11 protein-coding genes are annotated in these 12,939 nt (G+C 71.5%); 8 read left to right on the top strand and 3 right to left on the bottom strand.

Annotated elements, in window-relative coordinates; genetic code table 11:
* Positions 1-11: 11 nt before the first annotated feature.
* Both ACWC2B_RS01785 and ACWC2B_RS01780 read right to left on the bottom strand, forming a co-directional pair.
* On the bottom strand, positions 12-278 hold the full coding sequence (locus ACWC2B_RS01785; protein WP_450714438.1) for a protealysin inhibitor emfourin: 267 nt from the start codon (positions 276-278) through the stop codon (positions 12-14).
* A 45-nt stretch (positions 279-323) separates the two neighbouring features.
* A complete protein-coding gene (locus tag ACWC2B_RS01780; protein WP_450714437.1) occupies positions 324-1,385 on the bottom strand; it encodes a M4 family metallopeptidase in 1,062 nt (353 codons plus the stop codon).
* Positions 1,386-1,735: 350 nt separating this feature from the next.
* Here ACWC2B_RS01780 and leuA point away from each other — a divergent pair, with 350 nt between their 5' ends.
* The 6 genes from leuA to ACWC2B_RS01750 all read left to right on the top strand — a co-directional run bounded on the left by leuA (position 1,736) and on the right by ACWC2B_RS01750 (position 10,039).
* Positions 1,736-3,493, top strand: coding sequence for a 2-isopropylmalate synthase (gene leuA / locus ACWC2B_RS01775; RefSeq protein ID WP_450714436.1), 1,758 nt, complete (start codon positions 1,736-1,738; stop codon positions 3,491-3,493).
* 617 nt (positions 3,494-4,110) lie between these two features.
* The gene (locus ACWC2B_RS01770) at positions 4,111-4,845 is read left to right on the top strand and encodes a TerB family tellurite resistance protein (protein ID WP_450714435.1); all 735 of its coding nucleotides are present in this window, start codon (positions 4,111-4,113) and stop codon (positions 4,843-4,845) included.
* Between the two features lie 643 nt (positions 4,846-5,488).
* Complete coding sequence (locus ACWC2B_RS01765; RefSeq protein ID WP_450714434.1) at positions 5,489-5,710, top strand: hypothetical protein; 222 nt, start codon at positions 5,489-5,491, stop codon at positions 5,708-5,710.
* A 181-nt stretch (positions 5,711-5,891) separates the two neighbouring features.
* Positions 5,892-8,087, top strand: a complete 2,196-nt coding sequence (locus ACWC2B_RS01760) for an MMPL family transporter (RefSeq protein ID WP_450714433.1) — start codon at positions 5,892-5,894, stop codon at positions 8,085-8,087.
* 25 nt (positions 8,088-8,112) lie between these two features.
* Positions 8,113-9,285, top strand: coding sequence for a sensor histidine kinase (locus tag ACWC2B_RS01755; RefSeq protein WP_450714432.1), 1,173 nt, complete (start codon positions 8,113-8,115; stop codon positions 9,283-9,285).
* A gap of 67 nt (positions 9,286-9,352) precedes the next feature.
* Positions 9,353-10,039, top strand: coding sequence for a response regulator (locus tag ACWC2B_RS01750; RefSeq protein WP_450714431.1), 687 nt, complete (start codon positions 9,353-9,355; stop codon positions 10,037-10,039).
* 51 nt (positions 10,040-10,090) lie between these two features.
* Here the strand turns inward: ACWC2B_RS01750 and ACWC2B_RS01745 are convergent, their stop codons facing one another.
* Positions 10,091-10,798: a hypothetical protein gene (locus ACWC2B_RS01745; protein WP_450714430.1), complete on the bottom strand. Its 708-nt coding sequence runs from the start codon at positions 10,796-10,798 to the stop codon at positions 10,091-10,093.
* 297 nt (positions 10,799-11,095) lie between these two features.
* Between ACWC2B_RS01745 and recO the strand changes: the two genes are divergently transcribed.
* Both recO and ACWC2B_RS01735 read left to right on the top strand, forming a co-directional pair.
* A complete protein-coding gene (gene recO / locus ACWC2B_RS01740; RefSeq protein ID WP_450714429.1) occupies positions 11,096-11,845 on the top strand; it encodes a DNA repair protein RecO in 750 nt (249 codons plus the stop codon).
* 43 nt (positions 11,846-11,888) lie between these two features.
* Positions 11,889-12,737, top strand: coding sequence for an isoprenyl transferase (locus ACWC2B_RS01735; protein ID WP_450714428.1), 849 nt, complete (start codon positions 11,889-11,891; stop codon positions 12,735-12,737).
* Positions 12,738-12,939 lie beyond the last annotated feature (202 nt).

Here is a 12,939-nt window from a genome sequence, read left to right as displayed (position 1 = left end):
TTTGACGCCGCTTACGCGCCTTCCTTCAACACCCTTGAGACCAGGGCCCGTTGGGCCTCGGTCAGGCCTGGGTCGGCGCAGTGCACCGTGCGGCCGTCCACGGTGATCTCGTAGTGGAAGCCGTCCGGCACGCCGATCGACGGCTGGGCGTGGCCCTCGTCGAGCGCCGCCTTCGCCAGGCGGTGCCATTCGGCGGCATCGGGCCGGCCCGAGGTGTCGATCTCGGCCCGGCGCTCGATGCCGGCGAATCCTCCTGTGCGGGAAACCTGGATACGCATGGCCCCTGTCTAGCAGCCCCTGTCCACTACGTCGGCCAGTACGGGTCAGGTGGTCGGGACCCCCACCTGCGACCAGGCCTTCAGTACCGCCTGGTACTCCGCGCCGTCGCCGTAGCGCGCCTTGGCCGCAGCCACCGTCAGCTTGGCGAAGTCCTTGAACATCGCCTGCTTGCCGAGGTGCCCGCCGGTGAGCACGTCGTACCAGATCTGCCCGGCCCGCTCCCACGCCTTGCCGCCGAGCGCGTCGGCGAGCAGGTAGAAGGCGTGGTTGGGGATGCCGGAGTTGATGTGCACGCCGCCGTTGTCGCGGCCCGTGGTCACGTAGTGGTCCATCGTGGCGGGCTGCGGGTCCTTGCCGAGCACGACGTCGTCGTACGCCGTCCCCGGAGCCTTCATCGAGCGGAGCGCGTCCCCGTGGACGCCCGGTGCGAGGAGCCCGGCGCCGATGAGCCAGTCGGCCTGGTGGGCGTCCTGGCCGAGGGAGTACTGCTTGACGAGCGAGCCGAAGACGTCCGACATGGACTCGTTCAGGGCGCCCGGCTGGCCGAAGTAGGTGAGGTTCGCGGTGTGCTGGGTGACACCGTGGGTGAGCTCGTGGCCGATCACGTCCACGGGCAGCGTGAAGTCCAGGAAGATCTGGCCGTCACCGTCGCCGAACACCATCTGGGTGCCGTTCCAGAAGGCGTTGTTGTAGCCGTGGTCGAAGTGGACCGTCGCGTTCAGGGGCATCCCGCTGCCGTCGATCGAGCGGCGCCGGTACGCCTTCAGGTACAGCTCGAAGGTCGCGCCGAGCCCCGAGTACGCGCGGTTCACGGTCGCGTCCTGGACGGGCTGGTCGCCCTCGCCGCGGACCTTGTGGCCGGGCAGGGTGGTGGTGTGCTGGGCGTCGTAGACGGTGCGCTGCGGCTGGTCGGCGGCCGCGCCCGCGGGCGGTGCGAGCGGCTCGGCGCCGAGGACGGTGGTCAGCCGGCGTTCGGTGCGCTGGGCGGCGTCCGCGACGAGGGTCCTGCGGGCGATGCGCACGAGCGCGGGGTCCTCGGCCTCGATGAGCCGGTCGAAGACGTGGGGCGGAATGATGGTGCAGAAAACCGGGTTGGTGGCGTCCATGCCGGGCAATCTGGCACCGGGTCATGGGCCTGTCACTAGTCGTCACCATGATTGTGAAGCGTGATTTCTCTACGACAGTTCCCGGCCATTCCCGCCGCGAGGACCCCGAGCACCCCGAGGGTGAGGTATACGTCACCATTTGTCCGAATCGATTGAGGTGTCCCGCATACTGATACGGGACCGGCGCTCCCGCCGCCCCTCGGCTAGGCTGCGGCATCATGCGTATCGGGCTGCTTCTCCTTAGCTGCCGCGGCGAGGGCCTGTAGTCGTAGGCCGACCCCCTCCCCGCGGGATCTGGTGTTGCGCTCGACAGTCGGCCGTCCCTCTCAAAAACCGAGGAGCCGCACGCCATGTCCCAGCCCGTTGGCCGCCCGACCCCCGTCACCAACGCCACCCAGAGGCAGAAGCCGTCCGGGATGCCGATCCACAAGTACGGTCAGTACGACGCCGTGGACATCCCCGACCGCACCTGGCCGGACGGCCGCATCACCAAGGCCCCGCGCTGGCTGTCGACCGACCTGCGCGACGGCAACCAGGCGCTGATCGACCCGATGAGCCCCGCCCGCAAGCGCGAGATGTTCGACCTGCTGGTACGCATGGGCTACAAGGAGATCGAGGTCGGCTTCCCCTCCTCCGGCGAGACCGACTTCAACTTCGTACGCTCCATCATCGAAGAGGGCGCGATCCCCGAGGACGTGACGATCTCCGTCCTGACCCAGGCCCGCGAAGAGCTGATCGAGCGCACCGTGGAGTCCCTGCGCGGCGCCCACCGCGCCACCGTGCACCTGTACAACGCGACCGCCCCCACCTTCCGCCGGGTCGTATTCCGCGGCACGAAGGAGCAGGTCAAGCAGATCGCGGTGGACGGCACGCGGCTGGTCATGGAGTACGCGGACAAGATCCTGGGCGACGAGACGATCTTCGGCTACCAGTACTCGCCGGAGATCTTCACGGACACCGAGCTGGACTTCGCGCTGGAGGTCTGCGAGGCGGTGTGCGACGTCTGGCGGCCCGAGGAGGGCCGCGAGATCATCCTCAACCTGCCCGCCACGGTGGAGCGTTCGACGCCCTCGACGCACGCGGACCGCTTCGAGTGGATGAGCCGCAACCTGTCGCGCCGTGAGTACGTGTGCCTGTCCGTGCACCCCCACAACGACCGCGGTACGGCGGTGGCGGCGGCCGAGCTGGCGATCATGGCCGGCGCCGACCGCATCGAGGGCTGCCTGTTCGGCCAGGGCGAGCGCACCGGCAACGTCGACCTGGTGACCCTGGGCATGAACCTGTTCAGCCAGGGCGTGGACCCGCAGATCGACTTCTCCCAGATCGACGAGATCCGCCGGACGAGCGAGTACTGCAACCAGATGGAGATCCACCCCCGCCACCCCTACGCGGGCGACCTGGTCTACACCGCCTTCTCCGGCTCCCACCAGGACGCCATCAAGAAGGGCTTCGACGCCATGGAGGCGGACGCGGCAGCGGCGGGCAAGACGGTGGACGAGATCGAATGGGCGGTCCCGTACCTGCCCATCGACCCCAAGGACGTCGGCCGCTCCTACGAGGCCGTCATCCGGGTCAACTCGCAGTCCGGCAAGGGCGGAATCGCCTACGTCCTGAAGAACGACCACAAGCTGGACCTGCCGCGCCGGATGCAGATCGAGTTCTCGAAGATCATCCAGCAGAAGACGGACGCCGAGGGCGGCGAGGTCACCCCGACCGCGATCTGGTCGGTCTTCCAGGACGAGTACCTGCCCAACCCCGACAACCCGTGGGGCCGCATCCAACTGCGCTCGGGCCAGACGACGACGGACAAGGACGGCCGCGACACCCTGACCGTCGAGGCGGTCGTCGACGGCCAGGACACGGTCCTGACCGGCACCGGCAACGGCCCGATCTCGGCCTTCTTCGAGGCGCTGGCCGCGACGGGCGTGGACGCGCGGCTGCTGGACTACCAGGAGCACACGATGAGCGAAGGTGCGTCCGCGCAGGCCGCGTCGTACATCGAGTGCGCCATCGACGGGGCCGTGCTGTGGGGGATCGGCATCGACGCCAACACGACTCGGGCGTCGCTGAAGGCGGTCATCTCGGCGGTCAACCGAGCGGCCCGCTGACCCGAGCGGGTCGAGGCGTGGGGGCTCTGCCCCACGCCCGCCCCCGCCGGAGCTCCGCCCCAGACCCCGGGAGGACCCCTCCCCGCCCCTTCCCGCTGTGACACTCTGCGGCTCCGCCGCGTGGCCTCCGGGGGTGGGTGGGGTCGGCTGCGGGCCGTGCGTGGTTGCTCGCGCCCGCGCGGCGGAGCCGCAAAATGTCACAGCCCCGCGCCCCTAGCGGGGTTGATCCTGGCAGGTTCGAGCATTTCAGCCCGTCATAGGTGTCCCCCTGGCCCTTAAGGCCTTGGGGGAGATCGAGGACGAGCGCCCTCAAGGCGCGAACGGGGGCGCAGGGGGCGGAGCCCCCGCCGGGAGCCGGGGCGGAGCCCCGGGGGGCGGGCCTTTTCCACCCCCGCCCCCCGGAGGGTTTCGGGAAGGGGCGGGGTGGGGGAGAGCCGCCCGCAGGGCAGCTGAGCTGAGGGTTTGGGGTGCCCCACCCCACCCGCTCCCGCCCGGCCGACGACGGGATCTCGCCATCCGCCGCCCTCTCCTCCTTCCGAGGTGCTGACGCCACATCACGGCTGTGGCTAACATCACGTCAACGCGGCAACGTTGCCGGAGCGTTACGGAGGTGCGCGGTGCGGCCAGTACGGGGACAGAACGGCACGAACCCGACCGGGGCGCCCGGTCCCCGCCTCCGGCCCGTCCTCTGGTCCGTCCGCACCCAGTGGCACACCGTCGGCGACGGCGAGTTCTTCTGCCCCGACTGCGGCGGCGACCGGAACTACCAGCGCCGCACCGGCCGCAGACGCCTCACCGTCCTGGGCATCCCGCTCGTCGCCCGAGGCACCGCGGGCCCGGTCGTCGAATGCGCCGCCTGCCAGGGCCGCTTCGGGACGGAAGTCCTGGACCACCCCACCACGACCCGCTTCTCCGCGATGCTGCGCGACGCCGTGCACACCGTCGCCCTCGCCGTCCTCGCAGCCGGCGGAACCTCGTCCCGTACGGTCACCGGCACCGCCGTCGCCACCGTCCGGGCGGCCGGGTTCGAGGACTGCACCGAGGACCAGCTCGTCGCCCTCATCGAGGCCCTGGCCGCCGACACCGGCCGGTTCCTCACCGACCCGGTCGACGACACCGACCCCTGCGGTGCGGCGCTGGCCATCGAACTCCACGAGGCCCTCGAACCGCTGGCTCCGCACCTCGCCCCCGCCGGCCGCGAGTCCATCCTGCTCCAGGGGGCCCGGATCGCGCTCGCGGACGGCCCGTACAGCCCGGCCGAACGCGAGGTGCTCAGCACGGTCGGCGGCGCGCTCTCGCTCTGCGCGGACGACACCGCCCGGCTGCTCGCGGCCGCCCGTACCCCGTCCTGAGAGACGATCTGGTGCGCCACGCCCTTCCGGTCCGGCGCCGAGCCCTTCCCTTTGTCGCCCGTCGAGGCGCTCGGCTTCGCGTCGCCCGCCTTGGCCGCGCCGCCGTCCTTCTTCCCGCTCCCGCACCCGGTGAGCAGTGCGGCCGCCTGGTTCCCGTAAGTCCCCGCACCGCAATGCATTACCGGGCATCCGGAACATCGTGAACATTCGCTCGAAGAAACCTCTCTTTACGAGCCGCGCGATCGATCCGGAGCGGAAACTTCCAACCGCCGCTTGAGAATTACCTGTTCGAAATCTCGGATGCGGCGATCGGATATCCGGATATCCCGATGGCGATGGATGGGGGCGGGTGGTGATGGGCGGGGGATGGAAAGGGGGGCATGCCCAGCCGTCACCGCCTTCCTGGCTCCGGCCTGGTCCGACCCCCTGTGCGGCAGGTCCGCACGGGCATAAAGCACGGCCGGGGGAAATCGGTCGCAGGTGAATTGCAGGATGCGCGCGCCCGGTCCGGAATTACCCGGCCATCGCTCCGGGTCGGTCCGATGTGGTACCCGAACCAAAAAATTGGGACCATGGAGCGACCGGCGCCGCTGGACACCCGATACTGCCCGTGGACCCTGTTCCGTACTGCCGGAGGCAAGCCATGACCGCAGTCCCTGCCGTGGGTTCGTACGTCGTCGACACCGGGAGCGGACGACTGGGCCAGGTGATGGGACGGGAGGGGCCCTACCTCCAACTGCGGCCGCTCGGTGGCGGGCGCGAATGGGACTGCCCGCCGGAGGCGGCCCGGGCCGCGACCACCACGGAGCGGCTCAGGGCGGCCACGGCGTACGCGAACGCGCGCAGCCGGGGCGAGGTGCCGTGAGCAGCACCCACCCAGGGGTCGCGTTACTCCCTGGGGAGTAACGGAGGCGATCCGGACGCCCCCGGAAGTACGGATGATCTCGGTCGTCGGCGTGACGAAAGAGCCCCCCGCGGCCCGGACGCTGGAAACACCCGGGCAGGCCACGAGGGCCTCCCGGATTCCAGCCGGAGGGGGACCCGCCATGGGGTCGACGAGATCAGCACCGACGAGGCCGGTATCAGCGGGGTCGACGCCGGACAGAGGATCAACTGCCGGGAAACGGCGGGCGGTTCCCTGGGGCGTGCTCGCGCTGTGGGTGATCGTGCTCGCCGTCGCCGGGTCGTTCGCGGGCAGGCTCGGGGACGTACAGCGCGACCAGAACGCCGACTACCTGCCGGCCGGCGCCGACTCGACACAGGTCGCCACCCTCCAGGACAAGCTGCCCGGCGGCGAGATCACCAGCCTGGTGCTCGTCTACCACCGCGACGGCGGGCTGACGGCCGCCGACCGGGCCACCGCTGCGGCACAGCTCGCCGAGATCACCGTCCCGCCGGGCACGAAGGCCCACAAGTCGCCCGCCGAACTGGGAGCCGCCAAGGACCCCAAGGACTTCGCGGCCGTCCAGCACGGCCCCGGCGTGACGTCCAAGGACGGCGCCACCCTCATGTACGCGGTGTCCACGGCCGCACCCGCCAAGAACGACGACGCCAAGAAGGCCCTCGTCGACGACGTACGCGCCCGGGCCGCCGAGGCGGACGGCATGACCGTCCGGGTCGGCGGGGACGGCGCCCTGGAAGTCGACGCGCGCGGCGTGTTCGGCTCCCTCGACGGGACGCTGATGCTGGCCACCGGCCTGGTGGTCGCCCTGCTCCTGATCCTCACCTACCGCAGCCCCGTGCTGTGGCTGGTGCCGCTGGTGGTGGTCGGCGCCGGGGCGGTCTGCGCGCGGGCCGCCGTGTACGGGCTCGCCACCTGGTCCGGGATCACCGTGACCAGCCAGAGCGCCGGAATCATGACCGTCCTCGTATTCGGCGCGGGCACCGACTATGCCCTCCTTCTCGTCGCCCGCTACCGCGACGAACTGCGTCGCACCCCCCTCCCGTACGACGCGATGCGCGCCGCCCTGCGCGGCTGCGGGCCCGCCCTGCTCGCCTCCTCGGGCACCGTCGTCGCCGGCCTGGTCTGCCTGCTCGCCGCCGACCTCAACAACATCAGGGGACTCGGCCCGGTCGGCGCGATCGGAGTGCTGTGCGCGCTCGCCGCGATGCTCACCCTGCTCCCCGCGATCCTCGTGCTGCTCGGCCGCCGGGTGTTCTGGCCCCTGGTCCCGGCGTACGGCAGTGAACCACGGCGCCGCCGCCGCGACCTGTTCGCCGCGATGGGCAGCTCGGCGGGCAAGCGCCCAACTGCCGTACTGCTGACGGGAGTTGTACTCCTGGGCGCCCTCGCGCTCGGCGTGTTCAACCTGCCCGGCGCCCTCAAGCAGGAGGACAGCTTCACCACCAAGCCCGAGTCGACCATGGCCATGAGTACGCTCGCCGCCGCCTTCCCGGACCGCAGCAGCCGGCCCATCGAGGTCATGACCCCGACCGGCCAGGCGGACCGTACGCTCGCCGACGCCCGGTCCGTCGAAGGCGTCGCGAGCGCCGAACGGGGCCGCAGCGGCGGAGGCTGGACCGAGATCGCCGTCACCGCGAAAGCCGCACCCGAATCGGCGGACGAGAGCGCCACCATCGGACGGCTGCGGGCCGGCCTCACCGGCGCACACGTCGGCGGGGCCAGCGCCCAGGCCCTCGACCTCGCCGACACCAACTCCCACGACCGGCTGATCGTCATCCCCCTCGTCCTCGCCTCCGTCCTGCTGGTCCTCGCCCTCCTGCTGCGCAGCCTCGTCGCCCCGCTGCTGCTCGTCGCCGCCGTCGTCGCGGTGTGGGGAGCGGCCTTGGGCATCGGCGGCCTCGTCTTCGGGCCGGTCCTCGGCTTCTCCGGCCTCGACCCCGGCCTTCCCCTGCTGACCTTCGTCTTCCTGGTCGCCCTCGGCGTCGACTACGGCATCTTCCTGATGCACCGCACCCGGGAGGAGACCCTGCGCGGAGCCGGGCCGCGCGAGGCCGCGCTGACCGCCCTGCGCACCACCGGCGGCGTGATCGCCTCGGCGGGCACGGTGCTCGCCGCGACGTTCGCCGTACTCGCCTCGCTGCCGCTGGTGATGTTCGTCGAACTCGGCACGATCATCGCGGTCGGCGTCCTCCTGGACACCTTCCTCGTCCGCACCTACCTGGTGACCAGCGCCAACCTCCTGCTCGGCCACAAGGTCTGGTGGCCCGGCCGCCTGTCCCGCACCACCCGGAAGCCCGCCGCCGGATCCCCCTCGGCACTGGCCGCTACTCCGCGTTGAGGCCGAGGATGGCAGGGTGGCTGACGTGAACACACCGACGGGACCGAGCCTCGGGGAGCGGGTGACGGCGCTGCTGCACCGCGACCCCCGCGACTCCGCGCACCCGCTGCGCGCCGACGCGGCACTCGCCGCCGGGGCCGGACTGCTCGGCGCGGCCATCGCCTACGCCGACACCGCGATGCGGCCGGACGCCCTCGGCTGGGCCCTGCTCGCCGGGGCCGCCCTCACCCTGGCCGGGCGGCGCAGGCACCCCATGGCGGCACTCGCCGTGATCGTGGCCTGCATCGCCCCGTACCAACTGCTCGACAACGCGCACATGGGGCCCATGCCGATCGCGATGACCGCCATGTACACGGTCGCCTCGACCGGCACGGTCCGCCGGACCGTGACCGTCGGCGCCTGCGTCGTGGGTTTCGCGATCACCGGCATGTCGTTCAACGGCGTCCACCACGCCTTCGACGTGATCCGGACCTCCGGCTGGCTGGTGGCCGCGCTCGTCTTCGGCGTCGCCCTGCGCAACTCCCGCGCGTACGTGGCCGAACAGCGGGCCATCGCCGCCCGCGAGACCGAGCGCAAACTCACCGAGGAACGCCTGCGCATCGCCCGCGACCTGCACGACCTCCTCGCCCACAGCATCACCCTGATCGGGGTGCGCACCTCGGTCGCCGCCCACGTCCTGACCGCGTCCCCCGAGCGGCTCGACCGGGCGGCGGTCGCGGCCGCCCTCGACTCCATCGCCGACACCTGCCGCGAGGCCCGCGCCGAACTGCGCACCACCCTGACCGTGCTGCGCGCCGACGAACACGGCCCGCTGCCCGACCTCACAGGCCTGCCCGACCTGGCCCGCAGCGCCAAGGCCGAGCTGACCGTGGACACCGACGGCGCGCACGTGCCGCCCGCCGTCGGCGCGGCCGCCTACCGCATCGTCCAGGAGTCGCTGACCAACGCGGTACGGCACGCGGGCCCCGACGCCACCGCACGCGTACGCGTCGAGACGGCGGGCGAGGTGCTCCGGGTCACCGTCAGCGACGACGGCCGGGGCGGCGCCGCCGAGGGCACCGGCTTCGGCATCGTCGGAATGCGCGAGCGGGCCCGCAGCGTGGGCGGCACCCTGAAAGCGGGCCCGCACCCCGACGGAGGCTTCCGCGTCACGGCGAACCTTCCGCTCGTACCGCGCCCGCTGGAGGCGCACGCATGAGCTTCCAGATCACACAGATCACGGCGAACCGTCCCCTCCTACCCCACCCGCCCCTGGAGGCAACCGCATGACCGCTGTGCCGGAGGGCCACATCCGGGTGCTGCTCGCCGACGACCAGACCCTCGTCCGGTCGGCCTTCGCGATGCTCGTCGAGTCGGCTCCCGACATGGCCGTCGTCGGCCAGGCCGGCACCGGCGCGGAAGCCGTCGAACTGGCCCACTCGGCGCGGGCCGACGTCGTCGTCATGGATCTGCGGATGCCGGGTACCGACGGCATCGAGGCGACCCGCCTGATCGCCGCCGCCGAGGACCTCGCCGGAGTGAGGGTGCTCGTTCTGACGACGTACGACACCGACGAGAACGTCCTGGAGGCGCTGCGGGCCGGCGCCTCCGGATTCCTGGTGAAGGACACCCGCCCCGCCGAACTCCTGGACGCCATCCGCACGGTGGCCGCCGGCGACGCGCTCCTCTCACCGGGCCCGACGGCAAGCCTGATAGCCCGCGTACTGCGCGCCCCGCAGCCCGTCGCGGGCGGCGGCCCCGGCGCCCTGGCCTCCCTCTCCGACAGGGAACGCGAGGTTCTCACCCTGGTCGCCCGGGGCCTCAACAACACGGAGATCGCCGACGCGCTCGCGCTGAGCCCGCTGACCGCGAAGACCCATGTGAGCCGGATCATGGGGAAGTCGGGGGTACGGGACCGGGCCCAGCTGGTGATCCTGGCGTACGAGTCCGGACTGGTCGTGCCGGGCGGGTGAGAGGCCGGGGGCTGAGCCCTGACCGGGGCGGCGCCCGGGCCTGCGCGGGGCTCAGCCCTGCCCGGGTGCGTCGGTGCCGTCGACCGGTTTGATCAGGGAGTCCTCGGAGGGCCGGGACCTGGAGGCGCCCTTGGCGGGATCCGAGGCGGCCGGGAGCGGGGCGAGCTCGGTACCGTTCCAGCGCAGGGTGGTGTCGGACTCACGGTTGCGGCCGCCCGCGGGCTCGGTGACGACCAGATCGCCGCCGAGCGTCGCGGCGCTCGTGCCGGGCCGCCCCGCGTACTCCAGAACGGCGTGGGCCTGCTCGCCCACCGCGGTGTAGACCCAGAGGATGGTGCGGCCCAAGTCGTCGTAGGCGAGGACGAGTTCACGCTGCCCGTCACCCGTGAGATCGGCGTACGCGGGTGGCCGCAGCCGGCACGAGGAGCCGTCCGGGCACTCCTTGAGGCCGGTCTGCACCGCACGGTCGGTCGCCGGGTCCGCGGCGAGCAGCCGCACCCCGGCGACCCGCGTGAGATCCCCGTCGGGCACGGTCACCCCCGGCACGGGCCCGCGCGCGTGGAAGCCCTGGCCCGGCTTGGTGGGCGTGACGGGGGCGGTGTGGTCGGGCCACAGCGGGGACGCGCTCACCGAAGCGGAGGGCGAAGCAGCCGGCCCGTCGTCCCGCACACCCTCGCCCGCCGAACACCCCGCGAGCGCCAGCACGGCGAACGCGCAGACCGCCGTGCGGGCACGGCGACCGGTCGTGGGCAGCGGCATTCCGGTCCGTCCAGGGGAGGCGAAGGGTTCAGTCACAGGAGAAGAGGGCCCTGCTCGCGCAATGGTGCCCCATCCCTCTGTGGAATCCCCGTGAACCGGCCCACAGGTGGGCACCCGGAATGCCCGGACCGCTTGAGCGGCAAGGGAAGGGCCTGCCTGGGGTGATCCGTGCCACTGACCGGTGACCGGGTGCTCCACCGACCAGAAATCGGACCGCACCCGCGGCGTGAGTACCGCTACTCGTGCCGATCCGGGCCCGCACGCCGCACAAGGCACCCCGTGCAGGACAATGGCCGCATGAGTCTGTTCCGTGATGACGGCATCGTGCTGCGCACCCAGAAGCTGGGGGAAGCCGACCGCATCATCACGCTGCTCACCCGCAACCACGGCAGGGTGCGGGCGGTCGCCCGCGGTGTGCGGCGGACCAAGTCGAAGTTCGGGGCCCGGCTCGAACCGTTCAGCCACGTCGACGTGCAGTTCTTCGCCCGCGGCAGCGAACTCGTCGGCCGCGGGCTCCCCTTGTGCACCCAGAGTGAGACCATCGCTCCCTACGGTGGCGGCATCGTCACCGACTACGCCCGGTACACCGCGGGCACCGCCATGCTGGAGACGGCCGAACGGTTCACCGACCACGAGGGCGAGCCGGCCGTCCAGCAGTACCTGCTCCTGGTGGGCGGGCTGCGCACGCTCGCCCGCGGCGAGCACGCCCCGCACCTCATCCTCGACGCCTTCCTGCTGCGCTCGCTCGCCGTGAACGGATACGCCCCGAGTTTCGAGGATTGCGCGAAATGCGGCATCCACGGCCCGAACCGGTTCTTCTCCGTCGCGGGCGGCGGCGTCATATGCGGTGACTGCCGCGTACCCGGCAGCGTCGTACCCTCTGCGGAGGCCATCGGACTGCTCAGCGCGCTGCTCACGGGGGACTGGGAGACGGCGGACGCGAGTGAGCCGAGGCATGTGCGGGAGGGCAGCGGGCTCGTATCGGCCTATCTGCACTGGCACTTGGAGCGCGGCCTGCGCTCCTTGCGGTACGTAGAGAAGAACTGAGCAGCACCGAGCAGCATCAGAGCATCTAGGGAGAGAGCTCCACATGGCAGTACGCGGAATCCTGGGCGGGCGGTCGCGGCGTGATTACAAGACCCCCGAGCCGCACCCCTCGGGCGCGGTGCCGCCGAAGATCCCGGCCGAGCTGGTGCCCAACCACGTCGCCTGCGTCATGGACGGCAACGGCCGCTGGGCCAAGGAGCGCGGCCTGCCCCGCACCGAGGGCCACAAGGTCGGCGAGGGCGTCGTCCTCGACGTGCTCAAGGGCTGCCTGGAGATGGGCGTCAAGAACCTCTCCCTGTACGCCTTCTCGACCGAGAACTGGAAGCGCTCGCCCGAAGAGGTCCGCTTCCTGATGAACTTCAACCGCGACGTCATCCGGCGCCGCCGCGACGAGATGAACGAGCTCGGCATCCGCATCCGCTGGGTCGGCCGCATGCCCAAGATGTGGAAGTCCGTCGTCCAGGAGCTCCAGGTCGCCCAGGAGCAGACCGTCGACAACGACGCCATGACGCTGTACTTCTGCGTCAACTACGGCGGCCGGGCGGAGGTCGCGGACGCCGCGCAGGCCATCGCACGCGATGTCGCCGCCGGGAAGCTCGACCCGTCGAAGGTCAACGAGAAGACCTTCGCCAAGTACCTGTACTACCCCGACATGCCGGACGTCGACCTGTTCCTGCGGCCCAGCGGCGAGCAGCGCACCTCCAACTACCTGATCTGGCAGTCCAGTTACGCCGAGATGGTCTTCCAGGACGTGCTGTGGCCCGACTTCGACCGGCGCGACCTGTGGCGGGCCTGCCTGGAGTTCGCCTCCCGCGACCGCCGTTTCGGGGGAGCCATCCCGAACGAGGCGCTGGCCGCGCTCGACAAGAGCGGCGACGCGCCCCGGGGGTGACCCCGGGCCCTTCCCCCACCCCGCCCCTTCCCTAGACCCTCCGGGGGGTGGGGAGGGGGAAGGTTCGTTTCCTGGGGCTCCGCCCCAGACCCCGTATCGCGCCTAAAGGGCGCTCGTCCTCAAACGCCGGACAGGCTGGGTATGCCTGCATGGGCACCCTGCCAAGGATCAACCCCGCCAGAGGCGCGGGGAACTGCGCAAT

This window comes from Streptomyces sp. NPDC001415 (assembly GCF_053597395.1).
The sequence above is the reverse complement of the archived record's forward strand: the minus strand, read 5'-3'. Positions and strand labels throughout refer to the sequence as shown.